We start from the raw sequence: 25823 nt of genomic DNA on the forward strand, positions 1-25823 counted from the left end.
ACAAGAACCGTTGACACCGGGCCTGCCGCCTGCTTTTCGACACAGCCAGCGGTGAAAAGTGCAACCGCCGGCAATTCAGGGCGTTGGGCCTCCGGGGGGAGCACAACAACTGCCCGCTATTCGTTTCGAGAGGAAGCTGATGCGACTGCGTTCCAAAGTCCTCGCGGCTGCGCTGACCCTGTGTGCCACGGCCTTGCCGGCGATGGCGCAGGAATGCGGCGGCGACTTCGAGACGTGGAAGCAGGGCGTCGCCGCGGAAGCCAAGGCGGCCGGCGTCGGCACTGCCGGTCTCGACGCCCTTGAAGCGGCAACCTTCGACGACAAGGTGTTGGCACGCGACCGCGCCCAGGGCGTCTTCACCCAAACCTTTGTCGAGTTTTCCAACCGCATGATCTCGGCCTATCGCCTGAAGCAAGGTGCGGCGAACATGAAGAAATACGCGGATGTCTTCGCCCGCGCCGACCAGCAGTTCGGCGTTCAGGCGCCGATCATCGCCGCCTTCTGGGCGCTGGAGACCGATTTCGGCGCCGTGCAGGGCGACTTCCACACGCTGAGCGCCCTGGTGACGCTGTCGCATGATTGCCGCCGCCCGCAACTGTTTCGGCCTCAGTTGATACCGCTTCTGCAATTGATCGATCGCGGCGTGCTGCCGGCCGATGTCAGGGGCGCCTGGGCCGGCGAGATCGGCCAGACGCAGATCCTGCCCTCAGATTATCTGGCACGCGGCGTCGACGGCGACGGCGACGGCAAGATCGACCTGCGCGGCAGCGTGCCCGATGTGATCATGACCACCGCCAACAAAGTGCTGTCGCGCGGCTGGAAACGCGACCAGCCCTGGATCCAGGAAGTCCGCGTGCCCGAAGACATGCCGTGGGACCAGACCGGTCGCACCAACAAGCTGCCGCTGTCGCAGTGGGCGCAATGGGGCGTCACCTACCCCAGCGGCGCGCCGCTGGTCGACAACGGCCTCAAGGCAGGCTTGGCGCTGCCCATGGGCCGTAAGGGGCCCGCCTTCCTCGCTTATGACAATTTCGACGTCTATCTCGAGTGGAACCAGTCCTTCACCTATGCGCTGACCGCGGCCAACCTCGCCGCCAGGTTGGCGGGAGAAAAACAGTTCGATCCGCGCAATCCCGAGACCGGCCTCAACAACGAGCAGATGAAGGCGCTGCAGACCAAGCTGGAGGCCAGGGGCTACGATGTCGGCACTGTCGACGGCATTTTGGGTACCAACACCCGCGAGGCGATCCGCAAGGAGCAGATGCGGCTAGGCCTGCCGGTGGATGGCTGGCCGACGCCGGAGCTGCTGGGGAAATTGTAGGCAGTAGGCAGTAGGCAGTAGAAAATTACTCCGAAGCAGTGCCTATTCCCTATTCCCTATTCCCTATTCCCTATTCCCTATTCCCTATTCCCTATTCCCTATTCCCTATTCCCTAATCCGCCATCGTCTCCAAACTGGCAAACCCCTGTGGCGCGTCGCCCTCGTCGAACGGCGTCGTCACCTCGACGAAGGTGTCGGGGTAAAAGCCGTTGAAGCGGGTCCGCAGCGAGAGCGAATAGGCGCCGATATGGCCGATCTCGATCCAGTCGCCGGTATCGACCGTTTCCGGCAGCCAGAACGGCCGCGACAGGATGTCGACGGAATCGCAGGTCGCGCCGCAGACCTTGAACGGCACGATGTTCTTCTCCTCGCCATTGCGCGAGCGGATCGCCGGATCAGGAATGAAGCGGGCCGGCAGCGTGATCTTTCCGGTCCATGAATCCGACAGCGACGCCCAGATGCCGTCATTGATGTAGAGCCGCTTGCCCTTGCGCAGCAGCACCCGCACGATCAGCGACAGGCAGCGCGCCACGATCACGCGGCCCGGCTCGGCCACCAGCGGCATCTGGTCGAACTGATACTCTTTCAGATCGCCCGAAAGCCGCGACATGATCTGGCCGAGCGACGGCATCTCGATCTGCTTGCGGTTGGGGTCATGGCCGTATTCGGCGGGGAAACCGCCGCCGACGTCGAGCCCGGCAATATCGAAGGTCAGCCGGTTGCGCACCCAATCGGCGGAGGCCAGCGCCCGCTCATAGGTGTCGGGATCCTCGATCTGACTGCCCACATGAAAACACAGGCCAACCTTGTAGCCGGTACGGTTCAGCCGCTCGGCAAGTTCGACGGCGTAGGCCGGCCCGGCGCCGAACTTCTTCGACAGCTCGTAAGCGGCATGGCCCTTGGTCTGCACCCGCACGAACACGCTGATCGCGCCCGGATCGATGTCGAGCGCCCGCACCACTCGCGTCAGCTTGGTGATCTCGTCCTCGTGATCCAGCGAAATCACGCGGATGGCGTATTTCTCCAGCGCCAGCTTGATGTCCGACTGCGCCTTGACCGGATGCATGTAGAGCATCTCGGCATCGGGAGAGACGGCACGCACGGCAGCGAACTCGCCCGGCGAAGCGACGTCGAAAGCCTTGACGCCGGCTTCGACCAGCGTCTTCAGCACGATCTGCTCGCCATTGGTCTTGACCGCATAGGCGGTCTTGCCCGGGAACATGCCCATGAATTGCCTGGCATCCGCCATCAGCACCTGCGGGCGGAAGCAATAGACGGGATCGTCCGGGCGAAGCGCCAGTGCCGCCTCGCGGGCATTCTCGAATCGCTGCATCGACGAATCCTTGATCTAGCCTGCGCACAATTAATCCAAGCTAGCGGCTAATGAAAACAATTCTGTGTCTCGTACGGCTGACGCTGGGGCGCTAGGTCTTGGCGGCAGGCGTTTGCCTCAATCACGTTTCGGGTGGCCCTTGTCTCCGAACCGGATATGGCTTCTGCCTGACTGGCATACGTCTGGGAGGGCGACTCACATGGCAATGGCCGCGACATCCGCACCACGCGGGCCGATGGTGCTCAAGGATTGGGGGCAACTCCTGTTGCTCGGCGCGATCTGGGGCGGCTCGTTCTTCTTCGCGCGCATCGCGGTGGCGGAACTCCCCCCGCTGGTGCTGGTGCTGTTTCGCGTCGCCATTGCCGCGATTGCGCTGCAGATCTATCTCGGTCTGCGTGGCCCGTCCTTTCGCCTCGCGCTTCCGCATGCCGGCCTGTTCTTCCTGCTGGCGCTCACCAACAATGTCGTGCCCTTCTCGCTGATCTTCGCCGGCCAGACGGAGCTCGGAGCCGGCATCGCCTCGGTGCTCAACGCGACAACGCCGTTCTGGACGTTGATCCTCGCCAACGCGCTGACATCGGACGAAAAGCTGTCCTGGAACAAGCTCGCCGGCATTGCGCTCGGCATCGCCGGCACGGCTGTCATGATCGGCCCCGGCCTGCTTGCCGGGCTCGGCGGCCCGGTCTGGGCCAAATTCGCGCTGATCGGGGCTTCGCTGTCCTATGCCGTCGCGCTGATGGTTGCCCGCCGCTTCAGGGGCGTGCCCTCGCCGATCATCGCCACCGGACAGTTGACGGCATCGACCATCATCATGATCCCGATCGTGCTCTTCACCCACGGTCCATCCGGCCTGTTCTCGGCCTCGCCGCCGGTCTGGGCGGCGGTGCTGGCACTGGCGCTGCTGTCGACCGCCTTCGCCTACATCCTCTATTTCAACCTCGTCGCCTCGGCCGGCGCGACCAACGCCTCGCTGGTCACGCTTGTCGTGCCGGCCAGCGCGATGCTGCTCGGCTTCCTGTTCCTTGGCGAGCGGCTGGAACTGTTCGAAATCGGCGGCGTGGTGCTGATCGCGCTCGGCCTCGTCACCATTGACGGGCGGTTGTTCGGCCGACGTTAGAGCGCCGCGCGTCCACTGGACGCGCAAAGGATGCTCTAACCACCCAATTGCCCCCCGCATCGCGAAAGTTGAATTCGGCTTCCGCAGCGGTAGCGCTGCCATGACACGGCAGCGACACGAGTCGGCCACATTTTATTCACAGGCCTGAAGCCGGTTTTTGCTTAGGAGTTTCAAAGCCTAACGGCAAAAGACATGTCGCGGATTTCACAATCACGTCGCAATGCAGCACATTTTCCGCTTGCCTGTGGCACAAATGAACCTAGACTCCGTGACATAGCTCTTTAAGAGGAGGCTATGTCATGGGACTTACGAGGCCTATCAACGCATTGATGATCTGTGCTGCGTTCGCCTTTATCGGAGCCCTTATTATGGGCTTCCTTCCCTGACCGCCAAAGCGGGGAAGACCAGCACCCAAATAGTCCAACCAATTCAAAAGGCCGGGTTTTTCCCGGCCTTTTGTCGTTCAACCCACTCTCATGCCGCAGCTGATCCGGCGGCCGCCGCCTCGTGCGAGCGGATGCCGATCATATGACAGATGGCAAAGACCAGATCGGCGCGGTTCATGGTGTAGAAGTGGAAATCGCCGACACCGCGCTCGACAAGGTCCATCACCTGTTCGGCCGCCACCGCCGACGCCACCAGCGCATGCGTCTGCGGGTCCCGGTCGAGGCCTTCGAAACGCTCCGCCAGCCAGCCGGGCACATGCGCGCCCGCCCTCGCGGAAAAGTTCGCGACCTGCTTGAAACTGTGAACCGGCTGGATACCCGGCACGATCGGGATGTAGATGCCGGCGCGGCGGACGCGCTCGACATAGCGCTCGTAGAGATCGTTGTCGAAAAAGAACTGAGTGATGGCACGCGTCGCGCCATTGTCGACTTTGCGCTTCAGCATCTCGATGTCGGTGGCGAAATCGGGGCTTTGCGGATGTTTTTCCGGATAGGCCGCGACGGAGATGTCGAAATCAGCAATCGCCTTGAGCCCGGCGACCAGTTCCGCGCCGTTCTCGTAGCCACCGGGATGCGGCCGATACGGTCCGCCGACGCCGGAGGCCGGGTCGCCGCGCAGCGCCACGAACCGGTTGATACCGATCGATTTGTAATCCTGGATGACCGCGTCGACCTCGTCGCGCGTTGCCCCGACACAGGTCAGATGCGCCGCTGCAGGAATACCGGTTTCCGTCAGGATGCGCTTTACAGTGCGCGCGGTGCGCTCTCGCGTCGAGCCGCCGGCGCCGTAGGTCACCGAGACGAATTTCGGCTTCAGCGGCTCCAGCCTTGTCACCGTCTCCCACAGCCTCGCTTCCATCTCGTCGGTCTTCGGCGGGAAGAATTCGAAGGAAACCCTGACCTTGTCGCCAATGTCGGGGCGGCGGGAAAAGCGGAACTGGTTCATCAGGCGGTTTCCCTTATCTGCCTTGTGTCGTTGGAAGGGTCGGCGATCAAGAGGCGCCGGTCGCGGCCAAGCCAGAGTTTGACGGTGAGCCTGGCCTCGTTGCCGCCACGCGGCTCGAATTCCTGACTGTCTTCAAGATCGAGGCCGGCTTCCGAAAACCAGTCGGCGATCTGCCGGTCGGAAAAGCCGAGCCGCATATGCGCGTGCTCCTCACGCAGGAATTCCAGCGCATGCGGCGCGAAATCGACGATGACCAGGCGCCCTGCCGGACGCAAAAGCCGCGCCGCCTCGTGGATGGCGCGGGCGGGATCGTCGAGATAGTGCAGCACCTGATGGATGGTGACGAGATCGAAGGCATCGCGCTCGACCGGCGGTGCGAAGATGTCGCCCTGCCGAACCTGCGCGTTCGAAACGCCTGCCTTGTCCAGATTGGCGCGCGCCACGGTCAGCATCTCGCGCGACATGTCGATGCCGACACCACGCCGATAAAGCGGCGAGAAGATTTCAAGCAGCCGCCCGGTGCCGGTGCCGAGATCGAGCATCGACTGGAACGGCCGCTTGCCGACCAGTTTCAGCATTGCGGCTTCGACGGCGCGGTCCGGCACATGCAGCGATCGGATATGGTCCCAGCTTGCCGCATTCACCGAAAAATACGCGACCGCCCGGTCCTGCCGCTTGCGCTTGACCGAGGCCAGACGCTCAAGATCGCGCTCGACCTGCGGATCGGCGCCGCGAATGCCGGAAACCAGCCCCATGACGAAGTCCCGCGCGGAATCCGCATCCGACAGGCGGAAGAAGGCCCACGACCCTTCCTGGTAGCGGCCGATCAGTCCGGCCTCCAGAAGCAGCTTCAGGTGCCGCGAAACGCGCGGCTGCGACTGGCCGAGAATTTCGGTAAGATCGGAAACCGTGAGGTCACCGCGCGACAGAAGTGCCAGTATGCGCAATCGGCTGGATTCGGCCGCCGCCTTTAACGTATCCACCATAGTGTCGAGCGAGACATGCATCAGCGTATTCTCTTTGAAAAGATATAAACATATGTTTATGTCGATTTTAGCGACCTTGCAAGCGCTATGTCGCTTCCGGACAAGAAAATGCCGCTTGTGTGGCGTTTTAAGAGACGTGGACCATGACTGAAACGCGTGAGATGTTCGAGGCGCGCGAAGGCGAGCAGAGGCTGGAGAACGATCCGGCCTTGATGCCGCCTGATGGCGGGATCGTCTTCATCGGCCGCATTGCCTCGCCATGGACGACGCGCGAAACCTGCCCGAAGAACATGCGCGCCGCGCGCGAGACCGGGCAGAAGGCGGTGCTGACCATCGACACAGCCTACCGAAGTGGCCTGCAGGGGCTGGAGCGCGCCAGCCACGTCATCATCCTATCCTGGCTGCATCATGCGCCGCGGGACCTGATTGTGCAGAAACCGCGCCATGCCGCTGAAGCGAAAGGTGTATTTTCGCTGCGCTCCCCTGCCCGCCCCAACCCCATCGGGCTGCATGTGGTCCGGCTCGTCGCGCTCGACCAACGCACCGGCCGCATCGATCTCGACGCCATCGATGTGCTCGACGGCACGCCGGTCATCGACATCAAACCTTATTTCGCCTCGACCGACGCTATTGCCGAGGCGACCATCGAAGGGCGCGACGAGCCCGATCGGACCCGGCGGTGACAGCGCCGACCGGCCGCCGCCGCGCCATCGCCAAGGCGCTGACCGCTCTTCTGCCGCTGGCTCCCTATGCCGACATGGAGAAGATCCGCACCGACGCCGGCGCGGTCCACATGAAGACCTTGCCGCCGGGCATCGCCGTATGGCTGGCGACGATTGCCCATATCCGCCACATGCACACCGATTACGAAAAACTGCTGAGCGAAGGCTATGACCGCGACTCGGCGCGTTTCTTCGTCATCGAGCAGACCAACATCGTGCTCACCCGCTGGCGCGCAACCCGCCTGCTCGACGCCGACGACGAGGAGGAATGACCACGGCTACTTCCGCTTCAGCACGGCGACCGCATTGTAGGGCTGGCCATCGGCGTGGCCGACCCAAATCCAGGACAGATTGCCCTTGTAAAACCTGACGGTGATGTTGCCTCCGTCGATGCATTTGTCCTGACCGTAGGTGATGTTCTCGTGGTATTCCGCCGAAATGTCGTCCCTTGACGTCTGTGACAGCGATCCGCCGCAGCCGAGCGACGGATAATCGATCGACGCGCTGCCATCGTTGATGGTCATGACGATCGCCCAGTCGGCGCCGGCTTCACCGGCCGGGCTCTGGTGGCCATTGCCTACCCAGGTGCCGCTCAGCGACGGCACGTTCACCGCGCAAGGCACATTCTGGAAGGTCGCCGTCAATTCGCCGCCGGTTTTCTCGCAGCGATAGGTCTGGCCGCTCTGGCACAATTCCTCGCCTTCGCGCGCGCACTGGGCGCGGGCGTCGCCCGCAGCGGCGAACATCATCATTGCCGCTGTGACGGCCCCAAACCTACCCATTTTCCCCTCCCGTTCAGACCCGGAACGATAGGGCAATCGCGATCGAATGTATCGGCCAGATCGTCATGGAGGCCGAACAGCGCCGGGCGGGTGGCTCTATGCCTTCTGCCCGGCGCCGCTAGCCTCTCGCCTGCGTGACAGGAGGCCCCGATGAGCCGGACGATGGCAACACAGGACGAGAAGCGACCGCCCGTGGTTGGCGACCGCCATGTCGACCCGCACTCCTATCCCGAGGGCGTCGCCTTCCTCGACGGCCAATACCTGCCGATGTCGCAGGCCAAGATCTCGGTGCTGGACTGGGGTTTTCTGCATTCCGACGCAACCTACGACACCGTGCATGTCTGGAACGGCCGCTTCTTCCGCCTCGATTTGCATCTCGACCGCTTCTTCGGCGGGCTGGAAAAGCTGCGCATGACCATCCCCTTCGATCGCGACGGCGTGACCGAAATCCTGCACAATTGCGTGGCGCTGTCGGGTCATCGCGCCGCCTATGTCGAAATGCTGTGCACGCGCGGCGCCTCGCCGACTTTCAGCCGCGACCCGCGCCAGGCGGTCAACCGCTTCATGGCGTTTGCCGTGCCGTTCGGCTCGGTCGCCAATGCCGAGCAGTTGCAGCGCGGCCTGCGTGTCGCCATCAGCGACAAGATGCGCATTCCGCCGGCCTCGATCGACCCGGCGATCAAGAACTACCACTGGCTCGATCTGGTGCGCGGTCTCTACGACGCCTATGACCGCGGCGCCGAGACCGCGTTGATCCTCGACTTCAACGGCAATGTCGCCGAAGGCCCGGGCTTCAACGTCTTCTGCGTCAGGGACGGCAAGCTGTCGACGCCTTCCATTGGCGTGCTGCCGGGCATAACCCGCCGCACCGTCTTCGATCTCTGCGCCGAACAAGGTCTTGCCGCCACCGCGGCCGATGTCAGCGTCACGGCATTGCGCGAGGCCGACGAGGTCTTCATCACCTCGACCGCGGGCGGCATCATGCCGGTGACCGAGATCGACGGCGCGGCAATCGCCAACGGCAAGGTCGGACCGATCACCAGCCGGCTGATGGCGCTCTATTGGGAGAAGCACGAGGATCCGGCCTGGTCGTCTCAGGTGAATTATCCCTGACCGTCAGCAAGGCCTCGAGAAAAACCGCAAGGATTGAGCCCGCCACTTTTGCTTGGGCAGCGCAGCCTGCCCTCAGGCTTGATAGATCCACTGCTCCGGAACGCGCACCGAGATTTCTTCGCTGGCCCTGACCGTTCCCGGCTTCTCGACCCAGGCGACGACGCCGCGCAGCCGCTTCGCCATTTTTGGGAACAACAGCGCGCCGGCTTCGACGTCGGCCATTCCGGCGTTCTCGGCGATCGACCGGCCGGCGATGCGGCACGGTCCGTTCTGTGCGTCGACCTTAAGGGTCACACCGCCCTTGAAGAACAGCAGCGTGCCGGCCGGCAGCATGGAGAGGTTCGGCACCCCTTCGATCACAAGATTGGCGCCGATCCACTCCGGCCTGATCTCGGCCAGGCCCATGCGTTGGGCAACAACCGCCAGTTCGTCCGCTGCCACTATGGACAATTGCCGTTCGTTGCGCATTTCGGTGCCGCGCGGATACCAGGGCTCGCGCCCGCCCGCGCGGCGTGTCGGTCCGGCATGAAAATCGCCTGCTATGCCATCGAAATCCAGCAGCAATTCGTCCACCGGGCGCGTCTGAAAATGATCCGCCGGCGCCACGTAAAGCGCTGCCGCCTTGGCGGCAAGCTTTCGCGCGGGGATGATTTCGATCGGCTTTTCAGCCTCGGGGAAGAGATCCAGCATGGCGTTCTTTTCTCTCGTCATCCAGCGAATTAGCCGGGCGGACTTCGCGGCGTCCAGTCGAAAGTGCTGATCGTCCGATCAACGTCACCGATGGGATGGCGATCGCCAGGCGAGTGCCGATGCTGGTGCCGTTCGCACTAGCCTGACGCAACAAGACGTATTGCGCGCCAAGGTGTGTTGAGAGTCAGGTCAGGCTGAGCCGGGGAAGCGCAGGAAGCTGCCATTCGCCGGGCGGCCTCACCTGAATATCGACATAGCTAGAGCATCCTCAGCAGCGCACCGCCTATCGAATACCCCGCGCCAAAGGCGCAGATCAGGCCGAAATCGCCGGGCTTCATGTCGGCGTGGTTTTCCGACAGCGCGACGATGGCGCCGGCGCCCGCCGTGTTGCCAAGCCGCTCCAGCACCATCGGCGCGCGGTCGTGGTCGACCTCGTGGCCGAACGACAGTTTCAGGATCATCGCATTCATGCGTGCATTGGCCTGATGCAGCCAGAAGCGCCTGATCGCCTGCGGCGTCAGCCCGTGCTCGGCCAGGAATTCGACGATGAATTTCTGCCCGGCAACGGTGACTTCCTTGAACACCTTGTTGCCGACCTGCTTGATCAGATTGCCTTCCAGATTGATCATGTAGGGATCATCCTGGGCGGTGCGGGTGTGATAGCCCAGATTGGTGCGGATGTTGTTCGACATCTGCGTCCAGACGCGCGTGTCGAGCACTTCGAAGCGCCCCGGCCGCTTGTCGCCCTTGGCCAGCCCTTCGACCACCATCGACACCGAAGCGTCGCCGAAGATGAAATGCGTCTGCCGGTCGCGAAAATTGAGATGGCCGGTGATGATCTCGGGCGTCGTCACCAGGATGCGTTTGTGCGCGCCCGACCGCACCAAATTGACGGCGACGTGCAATGCGGCCGCGGCCGAGGAACAGCCAAGCCCCATGTCGAAGCCGGCGCCCTTCGTCCCCAACGCCTCCTGCATTTCGATGGCGATCGCCGGATAGGGCCGCTGGTGATGCGAGGCCGAGCAGATCACCAGGTCGATATCCGACGGCTGCAGCCCGGCGTGGTCGAGGGCCTTCTTCGCCGAGGCGATTCCGAACTCCGCCTCCAGCGACAGCGCATCGTCGGGCCGCGCCGGAATGCGCGGCGCCATCCGGGTCGGGTCGAGGATGCCCTCGCGCTCGATCACATGACGGGTGCGCACGCCCGAGGCGTGGACGATGAAGTCGCTGTCCGATTTCGGCAGCGGCGGCTCGCCAGTATCCTGGCGACGCGCGTTTTCCAGGTCGACCCAGGCATTGAAGCTGGCGACCAGTTCTTCATTGGTGATTGTGGGTTCGGGGATTTCAACGCCGATGCCGCTGATGATGACGCGATGCATGTCCAGTCCGTCCCATCCGCAGGCGCTGCGGCTTCATGTGGGCGCCGGAACGCTCCGGCGCAACAGTTTTCTCACCGAGGCGGTTTACGCCGGCTTAAACCAAAGATCTGGGCCGACTGAAGCCGATCCCTCGACATGGCCACAGCCAAAGCCAAGCGGCCCTAAGGCGCCGCGCGACATGGATAATCAAGCTCGTTTTGCGACAATGAAAATGCGCGGAAAGCGCAAGAGCACCTTGCCATCAGCCGTCTTCGGATAGGCCTTGGCGATCTTGGCCGTGTAACATTCGAGGAACATCGCCCTCTCCTCGGCGTCCAACGGATCGAGGAACGGCTTCAGGCCCGTCGATTTCACCCATTCGACGATCGCCTGCGCGTCGGCAAGCGGATGGTTGTAGATGGTGTGCCAGATATCAAGCCGGTCGCTGAGCGGCGACAGCAGGTCATAGTAGAACGACACCGGCGGCAACGGCCCGCGTGCCGCGCCCTTGAGCTTTTCGGCAAATGGCATTTCGGCGGCGGTCTCGCGCATCAGGCGGTGGGAGTCCTCGCCCAGATTGTCGGGCATCTGGACGGCAAGCGCACCGCCTGGGGCGAGGAAGCCCATCAGCCGCTGGAACACCGCCGGATGGGTAGGCAGCCATTGGAACACAGCATTGGCGAAGATCACGTCGACCGGCTCCGCCGGCTGCCATTCGGAGGCATCGGCGAGATCAAAGGTGACCTCGGGCAGGCGCGCCCGCGCCTTCTCGATCATGTCGGGCGAAGTGTCGAGGCCGCTCACCTGGGCATCCGGCCAGCGCTCGACAAGCAGTTCGGTCGAGTTGCCAGGCCCGCAGCCGATGTCGACGACCCGGCGCGGGAAGTCCACCGGCACCTGCGCGACCAAATCCCGCGCGGGCCGCGTGCGCTCGTCTTCAAATTTCAGATATTGGGCGGCGGACCAATCAGCCATTTGAGCTCCTCATGCTGGTTGAGATCGCCGCCCTAAAACCCCTTACCGCGTCAGCCTCTTGTAGGTCATGCGGTGCGGGTTGACGGCATCCGGCCCGAGGCGGCGGATCTTGTCCTGCTCGTAATCCTCGAAATTGCCTTCGAACCATTCGACATGGCTGTCGCCCTCGAAGGCGAGGATGTGCGTCGCCAGGCGATCGAGGAACATACGATCGTGCGAGATGATGACGGCGCAGCCGCCGAAGTTTTCCAGCGCGTCTTCGAGTGCGGCCAGCGTTTCCGTATCGAGATCGTTGGTCGGTTCGTCGAGCAGCAGCACATTGCCGCCGGTCTTCAGCATCTTGGCCAGATGCACGCGGTTGCGCTGACCGCCGGACAGATTGCCGACCTTCTGCTGCTGGTCGCCGCCACGGAAGTTGAACGACGCGCAATAGGCACGCGTGTTGGCTTCGAACTTGCCGAGCTTGACCACTTCGGCGCCGCCGGAAATCTCTTCCCACACCGTCTTTGACGGATCGAGCGCATCGCGGCTCTGGTCGACATAGCCGAGCTTGACCGTTTCGCCGACGCGCACAGAACCCGCATCCGGCTTTTCCTGGCCGGTGATCATGCGAAACAGCGTCGTCTTGCCGGCGCCGTTCGGGCCGATGACGCCGACGATGCCGCCGGGCGGCAGCTTGAATTCCAGGCCGTCGATGAGCAGCGTGTCGCCAAAGCCCTTCGACAGGCCTTCCGCCTCGATCACCACATTGCCGAGCCGCTCGCCATGCGGAATGACGATCTGCGTATCGCTCGGACGCCGCTTGTCGGCTGCATCCAAAAGATCCTGGAACGCCTGGATACGCGCCTTGGACTTGGTCTGGCGAGCCTTTGGGCTCGACTGGATCCATTCGCGCTCGCGGCCGATGGCGCGCTGGCGGGCATCGTCCTCGCGGCCTTCCTGCTTGAGCCGCTTGGCCTTGGCTTCGAGGTATTTGGTGTAGTTGCCCTCATAAGGAATGCCGCGGCCGCGATCGAGTTCGAGGATCCAGCCGGTGACATTGTCGAGGAAGTAGCGGTCGTGGGTGATGATCATCACGGCGCCCGGATAGGCACGCAGATGCTTTTCCAGCCACGCCGTGGTCTCGGCGTCGAGATGGTTGGTCGGTTCGTCGAGCAGCAGAAGGTCGGGCTGGCGCAGCAGAAGCTGGCAAAGTGCGACGCGGCGGCGTTCGCCGCCCGAAAGCTTGGTGACTTCCGAATCCTTGGGCGGGCAGCCCAGCGCTTCCATCGCCATCTCGACCTGCTGTTCGAGATCCCAAAGGTTGAGCCGGTCCATTTCGTCCTGGAGCTTGGCTGACTCGTCGGCCGTCTCGTCGGAATAGTTCATCATCAATTCGTTATAGCGTTCGATGACGGCAGTCTTGGCGGCGACACCTTCCATGATATTTTCGAACACGGTCTTGTCCGGATCGAGCGCAGGCTCCTGCGCCAGGTAGCCGACAGTGGCGCCTTCGGCCAGCCAGGCTTCGCCGTTCCACTCCTTGTCGAGCCCGGCCATGATCTTGAGGATCGTCGACTTGCCCGAACCGTTGGGGCCGAGGATGCCGATCTTGGCGTCGGGATAGAAGGAGAGATGGACATTCTCGAGCACCTTCTTGGTGCCATAGGCCTTGTTGAGGCCGGCCATGTGATAGATGAACTGGCGTGCCACGCGCGCTTTCCCTGAAAAACTGACTGGCCCAGAAAACTGACTGGATCTGTCGAATTGAGTGGAGGTTGGCCGCTATGTAGGCGATGCGGCGGCGAACGGCAATCGCTTTTGCCATATCTGCCCGGTCACACGCGGAAGTGTCCGCCAATCGCCGAAGTTTTCCACCAGCACGAAGCGTGCTGAAATCTCCGGTTAACTCTTCGGCGTCAAAACAGGGTCGGAGTGGAATCGCTCACTATTCGCGATTTCGAGAAAGAGATCGGGTCGACGGCATTGCTGAACAGTTTCCTGCTCCTTGCCGAAGCGGTCGTCTACTTCAGCGTCATGGTGACGCTTTTCCGCTTCAGACGGCGTATCGGCCTCGGCGTATTCGTCTGCGCGCTCGGTGTCATGCACTTCCTCGAGACCTATCTCGCCAGCGTCTTTTACGTCGCTCTGCCGTTCGGCATGGTCTCGCCTGGCTCGGCGGTGCTGTTTTCCGGCAAGCTGGTCATGCTTTTGCTGCTCTATATGAAGGAGGACGCTGCAACCGTGCGTCAGCCGATCTACGGCCTGCTGCTCGGCAATGCGCTGATGATCGGGCTGGTGCTGCTGCTGCGCCTGCACGTCATCGCGGCACTTCCCGACGGCAGGCTTCCAGACATCGGCTTCATCGACCAGATGGGTTGGCTGATGGTGTGGGGCACGACGCTGCTGTTCGTCGATGCCATCCTGATCATCCTGCTCTACGAAAAGCTTGGTCGGTATCTTCGCAAGGCGCCGTTCGCGCGCATCCTGATTTCGGTCGCTTGCGTGCTGACCTTCGACCAGGCCGGTTTTTTCACCGCCCTGCATTTCGTTGCCGGCGCGCCGATAGCCGTCTTTTTCGGCGGCTGGTTCGCCAAGATGGCGGCGGCGGTGACCTTCAGCACCATGCTCGTTGCCTATCTCAAATGGTTTGAGGAGCGCCAGGTCACTGCGCCGCGCGGATTGACCGATATCTTCGATACGTTGACCTATCGCGAACGCTACGAGGCGCTGGTCGAACATGTCGGCCGTGACGGGCTGACCGGCCTGCTGCACCGCGGGCGCTTCGACGCCGACGGTGAAGCCGCCGTCCAGGTCAGCCTGCGCACCGCCAGGCCGCTCAGCCTGCTGATCATCGATGTCGATCATTTCAAATCGATCAACGACCGTTTCGGCCATGCCGAAGGCGACAAGGTGTTGAAGGCCGTTGCCGCGCTGCTGCGCGAGGTCGCCAGTCCCGAGGACCAGGTGTTCCGCATCGGCGGTGAGGAATTCGCCATACTCAGTTCTTGTCCGCACTCGGTCGCCAGGCTGCTTGGCGAAAGCATTCGCCATGCGATCAAGGCTTCAGCGGCCACCAGTCGATTCGAGTTCACCGTCAGCACCGGCGTTTCCAGCGTCAGCGAAACCACGCGCTGCCTTGCCGACCTGTTCGCGCTTGCCGACCAGCGTCTCTACAAGGCGAAGTCGACCGGCCGCGACCGCGTCGTCGGCGAGCCGGGCGGCCACGAAGCCGACACGGCCGCTGCATGGACAAAGTCCGCGCGGATTTAGGTCTGCTCCAGGATTTCTTCCGCCTACGAACGCCGGCGGCGCAGTCCGGTTGTTTGCGTCCCGCCAGCGCTTACCTGCCCCGCACTTACTGGAAGCCGATCGCGTCGACATTGCCTGTCGGGCAACCGGCCTTGTTGGTCGGCACCGAAGCCAGCAGCAGATCCTTGAGCGAGCTGTTCGGGCCGATCGGACCGGCGAGGCCGAGCGTCAGTTCGCCGATCAGCCGCCTGCCGCTCGACGGATCGATGACACAGGACACACGCACCCGGTCGCCTGCCCCCGTCCCGAAGGCGCTGTCGAAAGCGCCGCGGATCTGGTCCGCCGTCAGCTTTCCACCGATGTTCTTGGCAAAGAGATCGCGCACCGGCGAGCTGTTCACCGCACGCATCAGGTTGAGCGCGTCGGAGAAATAGTCCTGCTGGCTCTTGCCGTAGCAGGTGCCGTGCTTGATCCATTCATGCCGCTCGAGGTGGGAGGCCGTTCCAGGCATCACCTGATCGAGCTCCGTGCGGGTGTTGGCGTCCAGATTGACCGGCGGCAGGTCTTTCCGGTGGGCCGGATTGTCGTTGGCCTTGTCGCTCGCCGTCGCCTGGCAATAGAAATTGCCGTTCGGCTGCGGCCACAACCCATGCAAGGTGAAATGCGTCGCGTCGAAATCACCGGCGTTCTGCGTCTTGCATTCGGTCTTGTTCGACTTTGTCTCGCAAAACGCCGGCTGCCAGCTCAGCGCGAAGACGTATTCGGGTTTTCCCGACGCCGCCGGCTTGCCTTGGTCGTCAGGTGCGGCCGGCACGGTCGCCGCGCTGCTGCCGGAAACGTGGCCGCAACTGACCTTCACCCAGCGGCGCTCCGGATCGGCGCCCGGAACCAGGATAAGGTAGTGCGTCGGCGCATCCTTGTTGCCGGCAAGCAGCTGGTAGCTCTTCCCGGCATCGGTCGAGACATTGCCGGGGTTCTTGCCGTTCTTGATGGCTTGCGTTGCCGGACAGGCAGCGTCGGCGACAAAGCTGCCGCTCATCTTGACGTCGGCACGCGCCGCCCCGGCCAGCGACGCCGCCAGCATGGCCAATCCGAAAATGACAGCACTACGCATGGAAAATCCCCAGCTGGACAAGTGGGCGACAGACTGAAGCTGTCTCCATGTCAGAATTGCGATATTTTGCTGGCCAAACGCAAGAAACATCGTCGCGAAAAGCGGGTTTGCCGGATTGACGCATAATGTGGGCCGGCGCAAACAAAGCCAACGACGATAATGCAAGGGCGGGACCAGGCGGCATGTCATTCAGCCAGCAGCGCGTGGTTGCCTCGCCGACCGGTGCCGATCTCAATCTTTTCGTCAGGCAGGCCGATGGCCGGGCACGCGCCGTCGTCCAGATCAATCACGGGCTGGCCGAGCACGCAGCGCGCTATGCCCGCTTTGCCGATTATCTTGGCTCCCGCGGCTTCCACGTCTATGTCCACGATCATCGCGGCCATGGGGCGACCAAGGCGCCCAACACGCCGCTCGGCAGGTTCGCCGACAGGGACGGCCCGGCCAAGGTGATCGCCGACGTCGGCGCCATCCATGACCTCATCGCCAGCGAACAGCCAAACAGACCGGTCATCCTGTTTGGTCATTCGATGGGCGCATCCGTGGCGTTGAATTTCCTTTTAAGTCATTCGCCACGCGTCCATGCCGCCGCGATCTGGAACGGCAATTTCTCCCAAGGCCTGCTCGGGCAGGTGGCGCTGGGCGTCCTTGCCTGGGAGAGAATGCGGCTCGGCTCCGACGTGCCATCGCGTCTGTTGCCGAAGCTCACCTTCCAGGCCTGGGGCAAAGCGGTGCCCAATCACCGCACATTGTTCGACTGGCTGTCGCGAGATGAGGCGGAAGTGGCGAAATACATTGCCGATCCGCTCTGCGGCTGGGATGCCTCGGTATCGATGTGGCGCGACGTCGTCGGCATGGCGCTGAACGGCGGCAAGGATGCCGGCTTTGCCGGTATCCGACGCGACCTGCCCGTCAGCATCGTCGGTGGCGAAAAGGATCCCGCCTCGGATTATGGCAAAGGGATCACGCATCTTGCCAGCCGCATGCGCGCCATGGGCTTTTCGAATCTGGTTTCAAAGGTTTACGCCGACACCCGCCACGAAAGCCTGAACGAGGTGAATCGCGACATCATCATGGATGATTTCGCCATTTGGGCCGACGAAGTCCTCAAAGCGTGACGGATTGGCCCATTGCAAGAGCCGTGACAGCCGTTGTAGGGCTTGATAGAGGCTCTGGTTTCGCAGCAATCACGGTGATTGCGGCAATCACGGTGATTCATGGCTGAGCCCCCGCTGAAAGGCGTCCGCGTCGTCGAACTCGCCCGCATCCTTGCCGGGCCATGGGCCGGGCAGTTGCTTGCCGATCTCGGCGCCGATGTCATCAAGGTCGAGAGCCCCGATGGCGGCGACGACACCCGCAAATGGGGGCCACCCTTCGTCATGGGCAAGGACGGCGAGAACCTGTCGGCCGCCTATTATCATTCCTGCAATCGCGGCAAGCGCTCCATCGCCATCGATTTCTCGACGCCGGAAGGCGCGGAGACCGTGCGCCGGCTGGTCGCCACCTCGGACGTGCTGATCGAGAACTTCAAGCTCGGCGGCCTGAAGAAATACGGCCTCGACTATGACAGCCTGCGCCAGATCAACCCGCGCCTCGTCTATTGCTCGATCACCGGCTTCGGTCAGGACGGACCCTATGCGCCGCGCGCCGGCTACGACTTCATCATCCAGGCCATGGCCGGCATGATGTCGATCACCGGCGAGGTCGGCCGCGAGCCGCAAAAAGCGGGCGTCGCCATCTCCGACATCTTCACCGGTCTTTATTCGGTCATCGCCATCCAGGCAGCATTGCGCCATGCCGAGCAGACCGGCGAAGGCCAGCACGTCGACATGGCGCTTTTCGACACCCAGATCTCGGCGCTCGGCAACCAGAATTTGAACTATCTCGTCTCCGGCCAATCGCCGGTGCAGATGGGCAATGCACACATGAACATCGCCCCGTATGAGGTGGTGCCGGTCCGGGACGGGCACATCATCCTGGCGGTCGGCAATGACGGCCAGTTCGCCAAATTCTGCGCCGCTGTCGGACTGGACGACCTGCCTGCCAATCCCGACTTCGCCACCAATCCTGCCCGGGTCGCCAACCGGGTCAAGCTGCGCGAGCGCATGATCGAGGCGCTGAAGATTTTTGACCGCGATCCGCTGCTGGCCAAGTTGGAAGCGGCCGGCGTGCCGGCGAGCCCGATCAACACGATCGGCCAGATGTTTGCCGATCCGCAGACGATCGCGCGCGGCATGCGGCTCGATCTCGACGACGGCCATGGCAATCTTCTGCCTTCGGTGCGTGCGCCGATGGTGATGTCCGGCACGCCGCTGGTCTATGAGCGCCCCTCGCCGCGCCTGGGCGAGCACACGCAAGAAATCCTTGCCGAACTGGAGAAGTCTGGACAATGAAGACCGGCGGACAACTCATCGTCGACGCGCTCGAAGCCAACGGCACCGACCGCATCTATTGCGTGCCCGGTGAATCCTATCTGGCGGTCCTCGACGCGCTGCACGACTCTGCGATCCGCACCATCGTCTGCCGCCAGGAAGGCGGTGCCGCGATGATGGCCGATTGCCACGGCCGCCTGACCGGCAAGCCCGGCATCTGCTTCGTCACCCGCGGCCCCGGCGCCACCAACGCCTCGGCTGGCATCCACATCGCCATGCAGGATTCGATACCAGTCATCCTGTTCATCGGCCAGGTCGCCAGCCACGCCAAGGAGCGCGAAGCGTTCCAGGAGGTGGACTACAAGAGGTTCTTTGGCGACATCGCCAAATGGGTGGTCGAGATCGACGACGCCTCGCGCATCCCCGAATTCGTCACCCGCGCTTTCGCTGTGGCGACGTCAGGCCGCCCCGGCCCGGTGGTGATCTCGCTCCCGGAAGACATGCTGACCAGCATCGTCGAGGCGCCCATCGCCTTGCCGCACACGCCGGTGGAAACACGGGCCGGCGAAGCGGAGCTCGATGCGCTGGAAAAGCTGCTGGCTAAGGCCAAGCGGCCGTTCGTCATCCTCGGCGGCACGCGCTGGGACGCCGAGGCGGTTGCACAAATGCGCACGATCGCCGAGGCCTGGTCACTGCCGGTCGGCTGCTCCTTCCGCCGCCAGATGCTGTTCGATCATCTGCATCCGAACTATGCCGGCGATGTCGGCATCGGCATCAACCCGAAGCTGGCCACAGCGATCAAGCAGGCCGATCTCGTGCTGCTGATCGGCGGCCGCATGGGCGAAATGCCCTCGTCCGACTACACGCTGCTGAAAAGCCCCTATCCCGACCAGACGCTGGTGCATGTCCATGCCGACGCCGGCGAGCTCGGCCGCGTCTACCGCCCGACACTGGCGATCAACGCCTCGCCTTCTGCCTTCATAGACGCTTTCGCCAGGCGCAAGCCCGCCTCCGCACCCGTCTGGGCAACCGAGACGCCAAAGCTGCATGCCGCCTATCTGGACTGGTCGACGCCACCGGAAGGCGGCCCCGGCTCGGTCCAGATGGGGCCGATCATGAACTACCTGGAAAAGATGTTGCCCGACGACGCCATCCTTACCAACGGCGCCGGCAATTACGCCACCTGGGTGCATCGTTTCCACCGCTTCCGCCGCTTCGCCACTCAAGGTGCGCCGACGTCAGGCTCGATGGGCTATGGCACGCCTGCGGCCGTCGCCGCCAAGGAGCTGTTCCCGGAGCGCACCGTGGTCGCCTTCGCCGGCGACGGCTGTTTCCTGATGAACGGGCAGGAATTCGCCACCGCCGTGCAGTATGACCTGCCTATCATTGTGGTCGTCGTCAACAACGGCATCTACGGCACCATCCGCATGCATCAGGAGCGCGAATATCCCGGCCGCGTCGTCGCCACCGATCTCAAGAACCCCGACTTCGCGGCTCTCGCCCGCGCCTATGGCGGCCATGGCGAAACGGTCGACAAGACCGCCGATTTCGCTCCCGCCTTCGAACGTGCCCGCGCCAGCGGCAAGCCGGCGATCGTGGAAATCCGCCTCGACCCCGAAGCGATCACGCCGACCAAGACGATGACGCAGATACGCGACAAGGCGTAGTCCAAACAAAAAAAAGAGGCGGTCGCCCGCCCCTTTTTGTCATGCGGCTTGCGCTACTTGGCGGTCTCGATCTGTCCGCGGATTTCGCCGTCCTTGTTGGCTGCCGTGTGCACGTTGACATAGTCCTTGCCGGCCATCAGGTCGGCGGCCTGCGCGTCGGTCAGCACGACCGACCCTTTGATCGGGCTCTTGAGCTTGTCCTTGAACGGGATCGCCACCCCGGCGTTTTCACCCATCGCGGCTGGGCCGTGAATATGCCCGGCGGTCGCCGGCCCGCTGAGGCCGGAATACTTGACGTTCCAGCTGAGTTTCTTCGTGGCCGTGTCGAAGGTAAGAGCTGCGGTGCCCTTGCCTTTCGTGGTCACCGGCGGGTTCTGCTGGGCGCCGTCGAGCGTCGCTTTCAGCTTCACCGTCTCCGCCAGGGCCGGCGCTGCCGTAAGGAAAGACACCGAGATGGCCAGTGCCGAAAGCATCGGCGCCAAGGATTGGATACGCATGAGAATCTCCGTTTGCTGATGACATCCAGCCACGGCTCCCCGGCGCGCGGATGTATCGGCACAAGGCTTATAAGAGCGAATGGCTGCGCGCGAGTAACACTTACGTGCAGACTAATGGACCGCGCGATACCGGCGGCGTCAGACGGCTGCCAGCGCCTGCGTCAGGTCGGCGATCAGATCATCCGGGTGCTCCACGCCGATCGACAACCTGACCGTGGTCTCCAGCACGCCGATGCGTTCGCGCACCTCGAAGGGTATGCCCGAATGGGTCATGGCCGCGGGGTGGCTGGCCAAGGATTCCGTTCCGCCCAGGCTCACCGCCAGCTTGAAGATCTGCAGGTTGTTGAGAAAGGCGAAAGCCGCCTTCTCGCCGCCCTTGATATCGAAGGAGAAGGTCGAGCCGGCACCAGTGCATTGCGCCCTGTAGGTGCGGCCAGCCGGCGTTTCCTCGCCCAGGAACGGAAGGTAATGCACCTTCTCGACCTTGGCATGGTCGCGCAGGAATTCGGCGACCAGGCGCGCATTGTCGTTGGCCCGCTCCATGCGGATCGACAGCGTCTCCAGCGAGCGGCCAAGCATCCAGCAGGAATGCGGGTCGAGCTGCGTGCCGATCGCGCCGCGCAGCGCCTTGATCGGCTTGGTGACCGCCTTGCTGCCCATGGCGGCGCCCGCGATGAGATCGGAATGGCCGCCGACATATTTGGTCAGCGAATAGACGGACACGTCGGCGCCATGTTCGATGGGCCGCTGGAAAACCGGGCCGAGCAGCGTGTTGTCGCACACGACGATCGGCGTCGACCCTTGGCTAGCGCCGATCTCGTCGGCGATCTTCCGCATCAGCGCGATATCGACCAGGCTGTTGGTCGGGTTTGACGGCGTTTCGATCAGGATGACCGACACGCGGCCCTTCGCGACGGCGGCGTCGGAGGCCGTGCGCACCGCCGTCTCGTCGACGCCATCCGCGAAACCGACCGCGCCGATACCGAAGCCGGAGAGCGTGCGCGTCAACAGCGTCTCGGTGCCGCCGTAAAGCGGCTGCGAATGAAGGATGACGTCGCCCGGCCTGATATAGGCGAGCAGCGTGGTGGCGATCGCCGACATGCCGGATGAAAACAGGATGCAGGCATCCGCCCCCTCATAGATCGCCAGCCGGTCCTCGACGATCTCGCTGTTGGGATGGTTGAAGCGCGAATAGACCAGGCCCGACGCCGTGCCGCTCGGCGGCTCCTTGCGGCCGGAGGTGTAGTCGAAGAAGTCGCGTCCTTCTTCCGCCGACTTGAACACGAAGGTCGAGGTCAGGAACACCGGCGGCTTGACCGCACCCTCCGAAAGCTGCGGATCGAAGCCATAGCTCAGCATCAGCGTCTCCGGGTGGAGCTTGTGGTTGCCGATATGGGTTTTCGACGGGCGTGGCGCGGTCATGAGCTTTCCTGCCTGTTCGAGTGACATAGTGAACGGCAATTTATGCGATCCCGTTCCGCCAGTCCTTGCTATTTTTGGGCTCTCATGGCTGCATTCCCGCAACAAATTGCCCGGAGAGACGGAAAGTGCAGCAGAAGATAGCCGATGATTTCGACCTGAAAATCCTGCGTGAACTGCAGGCCGACGCCCGCATCACCAACAATGAGCTTGCCGAGCGGATCGGCCTGTCGCCATCGCCCTGCCTGAGGCGGGTGCGGCGGCTGGAGGAGACCGGCGTCATCAGAGGCTACACCACGCTGGTCGATCCCTCAGCCTTCGGCTGGAACATGGTCGCCATCGCCACCATCCGGCTCAGCCGCCAGAACGAAGACGAGATCGTCATGTTCGAGGACGCGATCCGCGGCTGGGAAGAGGTGCTGGAATGTCACCTCGTCACCGGCTCGCGCGACTATGTGCTGAAAGTGGTGACGGGAAGCCTTGAGCAGTACGAGCGCTTCATCAAGGAAAAGATCGCGCGGCTGAAATGCGTCGCCTCGATCGAGACCAGCTTCGTCATGAACACCATAAAGGAACGGCGCCTCTGACATTTCTGCCGGAGGCGCCGCGTCTCGAGATCATGCGCAGTAGGCTTACTTGACCGCCTTGTCGGTGATGGCGGTGGTGTAGGCGCCAGTCGGCTCCTTGGTGATGATCTTCTGGTCGAGCAGCGCCTTGGCGGTGCGCTCGTAGGTCGCCGGGTCGAGCTTGCCGTCGGCATTGTCGATCAGCTTGGCGACTTCGCTCATCATGCGCTTCTGGTGGTTCTCGTCCTGGCCACCGCCGTCCATGACGATGCCAGCGGCTTCGTCATTGTTGTCAATGGCGTATTTCCAGCCCTTCATCGAGGCGCGCACGAAACGCACCATCTTGTCTTCGAAGGCCGGGTCCTTGAGCTTGTCTTCGGACGCATAGAGCCCGTCCTCAAGCAGGTCGTTGCCCATGGCCGAGTAGTTGAACACGGTTAGCTGTTCGGGCTTGTAGCCGGCGTCGATCAACTGCCAGTACTCGTTGTAGGTCATGACCGAGATACAATCCGCCTGCTTCTGGATCAGGGGCTGCACGTCGAAGCTCTGCTTCAAGACGGTGACGCCGTCCGGGCCGCCGTCTGTCTTGAGGCCGAGCTTGTTCATCCAGGCGTAGAACGGATACTCGTTGCCGAAGAACCAGACGCCTAGTGTGTGACCCTTGAAGTCGGCTTCGGTCTTGATCGGGCCGTCCTTCGGGCAGACCAGCTCCATGCCTGCCTTCTTGAACGGCTGGGCGATGTTGACCAGCGGCACACCCTTTTCGCGGGCGGCCAGCGCACCGCCCATCCAGTCGACGATGACATCGGCGCCGCCACCGGCGATCACCTGCTCGGGCGCGATATCGGGACCGCCCGGCTTGATGTCGACGTCGAGACCTTCGGCCTCATAGAAACCCTTGGCCTTGGCGACATAGTAGCCGGCAAACTGGGCCTGCGTGACCCATTTCAGCTGCAACGTCACCTTGTCGGCGGCCATTGCCTGGAAAGCGGCGAGCGACATCGCGCCGGCCAGAACGGGAATAATCAGTCTTTTCATTTTTTTACCCTCTGAAGTTAGTGCCCTAAACCCACCGCCCCTATCCACCACGGACAGAGGGATGCCAAAACGTGACGGCTCTTTCGACAAGAGCGACCACGCCATAAAAGACCGAACCCGCAAGTGCTGCAACTGCGATTTCGGCCCAGACCATGTCGATGTTCATCCGCCCGACCTCGGTCGAGATGCGGAAGCCCATGCCGACGACGGGCGTGCCGAAGAACTCGGCGACGATGGCCCCGATCAGCGCCAGCGTCGAGTTGATCTTCAGCGCGTTGAAGATGAAGGGAGCGGCGGCCGGCAGCCTGAGCTTCAGCAGCGTCGGCCAGTAGCCCGACGCATAGGTGCGCATCAGGTCGCGCTCCATATGGCCGGAGGCGGCCAGACCGGCGACCGTGTTCACCAGCATCGGGAAGAAAGTCATGATGATGACAACAGCCGCCTTGGACTGCCAGTCGAAGCCGAACCACATCACCATGATCGGGGCGACGCCGATGATCGGCAGCGCCGAGACCATGTTGCCGATAGGCAAGAGCCCGCGCCGCAGGAACGGCACACGGTCGGCGAGGATTGCGGTGATGAAGCCGGCGCCGCTGCCCACCACATAGCCGAAGATCACCGCCTTGAAGATGGTCTGCCGGACATCCGCGCCGAGCACCGGCAGCGAACCGGCGATGCGCGCGCCGATTGCGCTTGGCGGCGGCAACAGGATGAAGGGAATGCCGGCCCCGCGCGTCACCGCTTCCCAGATGATCAGTATCCAGGCGCCGAAGATGGCCGGGATGATCAGGCGCAACGCGGTCCGCGCCCAGCTTGCCATCGGGCGAAGGCCCGACAGGACGGCGACGCAGCGCCAGCCAAGCAGCCAGGCACCCGTGAGCAGCAGGAAATAGGGCGCCCGTGCCAGGCCCTCGAAACCGGTGATGCCGCCAATCAGCAGCCAGGCGGCCAGATGCGCGCCGATGAAAAGCACAACCGCTTCGACGACGGACGGTATTCTGGTCATCGAGATCAAAGCGGCGAGAAGCAGCACGCCGAAGATCAGCCAAGTCGTCGCCACATAGGGATATATCAACGTCCCTGCAGGCTGCGCCAGCGCATCGACTTTCGGCGCGGCGATCGGGCCGAGCGCGACCGCGATCAGGCACAGCACGATCGCCGACACCGCCTGCCAGGAGGGTTTCAGCCAGTTCATGCCGGCCTCCCGCCCATGGCGCGGTCGACGAGGCGCCCGGCAATGCCGACAACCATGACCAGAAGTGCTGCCACCACAGACCCAGCAACCAACGCCGACCAGATGTCGATGGACTGGCTGTAATAGGCGCCGGCGAGCAGCTTGGCGCCGATGCCGGCGACCGCACCGGTCGGCAGTTCGCCGACGATGGCGCCGACCAGGCTTGCCGCCACCGCCACCTTCATCGAGGTGAACAGGAACGGCACCGAGGCCGGCACGCGCAATCTCCAGAAGGTTTGCGCACGACTGGCATTGTAGGTGTGCATCAGGTCGAGATGCATGATCTCGGGTGAGCGCAGCCCCTTCACCATGCCGACGGTCACCGGGAAGAATGACAGATAGGTCGAGATCATCGCCTTCGGGATCAGGCCGCTGATGCCGATCGCCCCCAGCACGACGATGATCATCGGCGCCACCGCCAGGATGGGAATGGTCTGCGAGGCGATGATCCACGGCATCAGGCTGCGGTCGAGCGTCGCCACATGGACAATGCCGACCGCAATAATGATGCCGAGCGCGGTGCCGAAGGCAAAGCCGAGCAGCGTCGACGACAGCGTCACCCAGGCATTGTAGACCAGGCTGCGGTTCGAGGTGATAGGCCGCAGGAAGGTGTTCTCGAAGAAATTCACCGCCACCTGATGCGGCGCCGGCAATGTCGGCTTCGGCTGCGACAGCGTCTTGCCGATGAGTTCGCTGAACGTGGAGGTCTCACCGGCGCGACGGTCGAGATCGCGCTGGAACGGCGCGTTGAGGATGACAGCGAAGACATACCAGAGCACGACCACCCCAGCGAGGATCGAGGTGACGGGGATGAGTTTGTCGCGGAAGGTGTCCATTAGGTGCGCTCCCCTTTGCCCAACGGCAAAGAGCGGCCATACCCATTCTTCGTCATCCTAGGG

General features: G+C 63.1%; 24 protein-coding genes. 10 read left to right on the forward strand and 14 right to left on the reverse strand.

Going from position 1 to position 25823, the window contains the following annotated elements; genetic code table 11:
- Positions 1-139: 139 nt before the first annotated feature.
- Complete coding sequence (locus tag AC0L3E_RS14050) at positions 140-1321, forward strand: lytic murein transglycosylase (protein ID WP_023813162.1); 1182 nt, start codon at positions 140-142, stop codon at positions 1319-1321.
- A gap of 112 nt (positions 1322-1433) precedes the next feature.
- On the opposite strand, the gene AC0L3E_RS14055 is transcribed toward AC0L3E_RS14050, so the two are convergent.
- Positions 1434-2654 (reverse strand): alanine racemase, encoded by a 1221-nt coding sequence (locus tag AC0L3E_RS14055; protein WP_023813163.1) that lies wholly within the window; start codon positions 2652-2654, stop codon positions 1434-1436.
- Between the two features lie 199 nt (positions 2655-2853).
- On the opposite strand from AC0L3E_RS14055, the gene AC0L3E_RS14060 reads away from it, so the two are divergent.
- Positions 2854-3771, forward strand: a complete 918-nt coding sequence (locus tag AC0L3E_RS14060) for a DMT family transporter (RefSeq protein ID WP_473604991.1) — start codon at positions 2854-2856, stop codon at positions 3769-3771.
- A gap of 474 nt (positions 3772-4245) precedes the next feature.
- Here AC0L3E_RS14060 and metF read toward each other — a convergent pair whose 3' ends face one another.
- Positions 4246-5163 (reverse strand): methylenetetrahydrofolate reductase [NAD(P)H], encoded by a 918-nt coding sequence (gene metF, locus AC0L3E_RS14065; protein WP_023813165.1) that lies wholly within the window; start codon positions 5161-5163, stop codon positions 4246-4248.
- Positions 5163-6170, reverse strand: a complete 1008-nt coding sequence (locus AC0L3E_RS14070; protein ID WP_023813166.1) for an ArsR/SmtB family transcription factor — start codon at positions 6168-6170, stop codon at positions 5163-5165. Before AC0L3E_RS14070 ends, metF begins: the two co-directional genes overlap by 1 nt.
- 122 nt (positions 6171-6292) lie before the next feature.
- Here AC0L3E_RS14070 and tsaA point away from each other — a divergent pair, with 122 nt between their 5' ends.
- Both tsaA and AC0L3E_RS14080 read left to right on the forward strand, forming a co-directional pair.
- Positions 6293-6832 carry a tRNA (N6-threonylcarbamoyladenosine(37)-N6)-methyltransferase TrmO gene (tsaA, locus tag AC0L3E_RS14075; RefSeq protein WP_023813167.1) on the forward strand — a complete coding sequence of 180 codons (540 nt, stop codon included), beginning with the start codon at positions 6293-6295 and terminating at the stop codon, positions 6830-6832.
- Positions 6829-7143, forward strand: coding sequence for a DUF2293 domain-containing protein (locus AC0L3E_RS14080; protein WP_127260329.1), 315 nt, complete (start codon positions 6829-6831; stop codon positions 7141-7143). Before tsaA ends, AC0L3E_RS14080 begins: the two co-directional genes overlap by 4 nt.
- A 6-nt stretch (positions 7144-7149) precedes the next feature.
- Here the strand turns inward: AC0L3E_RS14080 and AC0L3E_RS14085 are convergent, their stop codons facing one another.
- Complete coding sequence (locus AC0L3E_RS14085; RefSeq protein ID WP_128308467.1) at positions 7150-7653, reverse strand: hypothetical protein; 504 nt, start codon at positions 7651-7653, stop codon at positions 7150-7152.
- Between the two features lie 150 nt (positions 7654-7803).
- On the opposite strand from AC0L3E_RS14085, the gene AC0L3E_RS14090 reads away from it, so the two are divergent.
- Positions 7804-8766 carry a D-amino acid aminotransferase gene (locus AC0L3E_RS14090; protein ID WP_128308468.1) on the forward strand — a complete coding sequence of 321 codons (963 nt, stop codon included), beginning with the start codon at positions 7804-7806 and terminating at the stop codon, positions 8764-8766.
- Between the two features lie 72 nt (positions 8767-8838).
- On the opposite strand, the gene AC0L3E_RS14095 is transcribed toward AC0L3E_RS14090, so the two are convergent.
- From AC0L3E_RS14095 to ettA, 4 genes are all read right to left on the reverse strand, one after another.
- Positions 8839-9456, reverse strand: a complete 618-nt coding sequence (locus AC0L3E_RS14095; RefSeq protein WP_128308473.1) for an MOSC domain-containing protein — start codon at positions 9454-9456, stop codon at positions 8839-8841.
- A 257-nt stretch (positions 9457-9713) separates the two neighbouring features.
- Entirely contained in the window at positions 9714-10835 is a 1122-nt protein-coding gene (locus tag AC0L3E_RS14100) for a beta-ketoacyl-ACP synthase III (protein WP_352733791.1), read from the reverse strand.
- A gap of 186 nt (positions 10836-11021) precedes the next feature.
- Positions 11022-11789: a trans-aconitate 2-methyltransferase gene (gene tam / locus AC0L3E_RS14105; protein WP_128308469.1), complete on the reverse strand. Its 768-nt coding sequence runs from the start codon at positions 11787-11789 to the stop codon at positions 11022-11024.
- A gap of 42 nt (positions 11790-11831) precedes the next feature.
- Positions 11832-13481: an energy-dependent translational throttle protein EttA gene (gene ettA / locus AC0L3E_RS14110; protein WP_027034974.1), complete on the reverse strand. Its 1650-nt coding sequence runs from the start codon at positions 13479-13481 to the stop codon at positions 11832-11834.
- Positions 13482-13754: 273 nt separating this feature from the next.
- On the opposite strand from ettA, the gene AC0L3E_RS14115 reads away from it, so the two are divergent.
- On the forward strand, positions 13755-15041 hold the full coding sequence (locus tag AC0L3E_RS14115) for a GGDEF domain-containing protein (RefSeq protein WP_256747051.1): 1287 nt from the start codon (positions 13755-13757) through the stop codon (positions 15039-15041).
- A gap of 85 nt (positions 15042-15126) precedes the next feature.
- Here AC0L3E_RS14115 and AC0L3E_RS14120 read toward each other — a convergent pair whose 3' ends face one another.
- The gene (locus AC0L3E_RS14120) at positions 15127-16134 is read right to left on the reverse strand and encodes a ribonuclease T2 family protein (RefSeq protein WP_473604992.1); all 1008 of its coding nucleotides are present in this window, start codon (positions 16132-16134) and stop codon (positions 15127-15129) included.
- Positions 16135-16316: 182 nt separating this feature from the next.
- Between AC0L3E_RS14120 and AC0L3E_RS14125 the strand changes: the two genes are divergently transcribed.
- The 3 genes from AC0L3E_RS14125 (at position 16317) to AC0L3E_RS14135 (ending at position 20170) form a co-directional block, all read left to right on the forward strand.
- Complete coding sequence (locus AC0L3E_RS14125; RefSeq protein ID WP_127809971.1) at positions 16317-17249, forward strand: alpha/beta fold hydrolase; 933 nt, start codon at positions 16317-16319, stop codon at positions 17247-17249.
- A gap of 99 nt (positions 17250-17348) precedes the next feature.
- The gene (locus tag AC0L3E_RS14130) at positions 17349-18524 is read left to right on the forward strand and encodes a CaiB/BaiF CoA transferase family protein (RefSeq protein WP_127272545.1); all 1176 of its coding nucleotides are present in this window, start codon (positions 17349-17351) and stop codon (positions 18522-18524) included.
- Positions 18521-20170 (forward strand): thiamine pyrophosphate-binding protein, encoded by a 1650-nt coding sequence (locus AC0L3E_RS14135; RefSeq protein WP_473604993.1) that lies wholly within the window; start codon positions 18521-18523, stop codon positions 20168-20170. Before AC0L3E_RS14130 ends, AC0L3E_RS14135 begins: the two co-directional genes overlap by 4 nt.
- 53 nt (positions 20171-20223) lie before the next feature.
- Here the strand turns inward: AC0L3E_RS14135 and AC0L3E_RS14140 are convergent, their stop codons facing one another.
- Both AC0L3E_RS14140 and AC0L3E_RS14145 read right to left on the reverse strand, forming a co-directional pair.
- Positions 20224-20667, reverse strand: coding sequence for a CHRD domain-containing protein (locus AC0L3E_RS14140; RefSeq protein WP_473604994.1), 444 nt, complete (start codon positions 20665-20667; stop codon positions 20224-20226).
- 138 nt (positions 20668-20805) lie between these two features.
- Positions 20806-22089 (reverse strand): cystathionine gamma-synthase family protein, encoded by a 1284-nt coding sequence (locus tag AC0L3E_RS14145; protein WP_473604995.1) that lies wholly within the window; start codon positions 22087-22089, stop codon positions 20806-20808.
- 125 nt (positions 22090-22214) lie between these two features.
- Here AC0L3E_RS14145 and AC0L3E_RS14150 point away from each other — a divergent pair, with 125 nt between their 5' ends.
- Entirely contained in the window at positions 22215-22673 is a 459-nt protein-coding gene (locus tag AC0L3E_RS14150; protein WP_127322679.1) for an Lrp/AsnC family transcriptional regulator, read from the forward strand.
- Between the two features lie 45 nt (positions 22674-22718).
- Here the strand turns inward: AC0L3E_RS14150 and AC0L3E_RS14155 are convergent, their stop codons facing one another.
- The 3 genes from AC0L3E_RS14155 to AC0L3E_RS14165 are packed head-to-tail and all read right to left on the reverse strand — an operon-like array spanning position 22719 to position 25760.
- Positions 22719-23690, reverse strand: a complete 972-nt coding sequence (locus tag AC0L3E_RS14155; protein WP_013894623.1) for an ABC transporter substrate-binding protein — start codon at positions 23688-23690, stop codon at positions 22719-22721.
- A 40-nt stretch (positions 23691-23730) separates the two neighbouring features.
- Positions 23731-24885, reverse strand: coding sequence for an ABC transporter permease (locus AC0L3E_RS14160; protein WP_128309542.1), 1155 nt, complete (start codon positions 24883-24885; stop codon positions 23731-23733).
- Positions 24882-25760: an ABC transporter permease gene (locus tag AC0L3E_RS14165; RefSeq protein WP_127272550.1), complete on the reverse strand. Its 879-nt coding sequence runs from the start codon at positions 25758-25760 to the stop codon at positions 24882-24884. Before AC0L3E_RS14165 ends, AC0L3E_RS14160 begins: the two co-directional genes overlap by 4 nt.
- Positions 25761-25823: the final 63 nt, after the last annotated feature.

This window comes from Mesorhizobium sp. WSM4822, assembly GCF_055811155.1.

Bases quoted from the DNA above. Each gene is read 5' to 3' on its own strand.
- AC0L3E_RS14050 (WP_023813162.1), top strand. From the start codon at position 140: ATGCGACTGCGTTCCAAAGTCCTCGCGGCTGCGCTGACCCTGTGTGCC.
- AC0L3E_RS14055 (WP_023813163.1), bottom strand. From the start codon at position 2,654: ATGCAGCGATTCGAGAATGCCCGCGAGGCGGCACTGGCGCTTCGCCCG.
- AC0L3E_RS14060 (WP_473604991.1), top strand. From the start codon at position 2,854: ATGGCAATGGCCGCGACATCCGCACCACGCGGGCCGATGGTGCTCAAG.
- metF (WP_023813165.1), bottom strand. From the start codon at position 5,163: ATGAACCAGTTCCGCTTTTCCCGCCGCCCCGACATTGGCGACAAGGTC.
- AC0L3E_RS14070 (WP_023813166.1), bottom strand. From the start codon at position 6,170: ATGCATGTCTCGCTCGACACTATGGTGGATACGTTAAAGGCGGCGGCC.
- tsaA (WP_023813167.1), top strand. From the start codon at position 6,293: ATGACTGAAACGCGTGAGATGTTCGAGGCGCGCGAAGGCGAGCAGAGG.
- AC0L3E_RS14085 (WP_128308467.1), bottom strand. From the start codon at position 7,653: ATGGGTAGGTTTGGGGCCGTCACAGCGGCAATGATGATGTTCGCCGCT.
- AC0L3E_RS14090 (WP_128308468.1), top strand. From the start codon at position 7,804: ATGAGCCGGACGATGGCAACACAGGACGAGAAGCGACCGCCCGTGGTT.
- AC0L3E_RS14095 (WP_128308473.1), bottom strand. From the start codon at position 9,456: ATGCTGGATCTCTTCCCCGAGGCTGAAAAGCCGATCGAAATCATCCCC.
- AC0L3E_RS14100 (WP_352733791.1), bottom strand. From the start codon at position 10,835: ATGCATCGCGTCATCATCAGCGGCATCGGCGTTGAAATCCCCGAACCC.
- tam (WP_128308469.1), bottom strand. From the start codon at position 11,789: ATGGCTGATTGGTCCGCCGCCCAATATCTGAAATTTGAAGACGAGCGC.
- AC0L3E_RS14120 (WP_473604992.1), bottom strand. From the start codon at position 16,134: ATGCGTAGTGCTGTCATTTTCGGATTGGCCATGCTGGCGGCGTCGCTG.
- AC0L3E_RS14125 (WP_127809971.1), top strand. From the start codon at position 16,317: ATGTCATTCAGCCAGCAGCGCGTGGTTGCCTCGCCGACCGGTGCCGAT.
- AC0L3E_RS14130 (WP_127272545.1), top strand. From the start codon at position 17,349: ATGGCTGAGCCCCCGCTGAAAGGCGTCCGCGTCGTCGAACTCGCCCGC.
- AC0L3E_RS14135 (WP_473604993.1), top strand. From the start codon at position 18,521: ATGAAGACCGGCGGACAACTCATCGTCGACGCGCTCGAAGCCAACGGC.
- AC0L3E_RS14140 (WP_473604994.1), bottom strand. From the start codon at position 20,667: ATGCGTATCCAATCCTTGGCGCCGATGCTTTCGGCACTGGCCATCTCG.
- AC0L3E_RS14145 (WP_473604995.1), bottom strand. From the start codon at position 22,089: ATGACCGCGCCACGCCCGTCGAAAACCCATATCGGCAACCACAAGCTC.
- AC0L3E_RS14155 (WP_013894623.1), bottom strand. From the start codon at position 23,690: ATGAAAAGACTGATTATTCCCGTTCTGGCCGGCGCGATGTCGCTCGCC.
- AC0L3E_RS14160 (WP_128309542.1), bottom strand. From the start codon at position 24,885: ATGAACTGGCTGAAACCCTCCTGGCAGGCGGTGTCGGCGATCGTGCTG.
- AC0L3E_RS14165 (WP_127272550.1), bottom strand. From the start codon at position 25,760: ATGGACACCTTCCGCGACAAACTCATCCCCGTCACCTCGATCCTCGCT.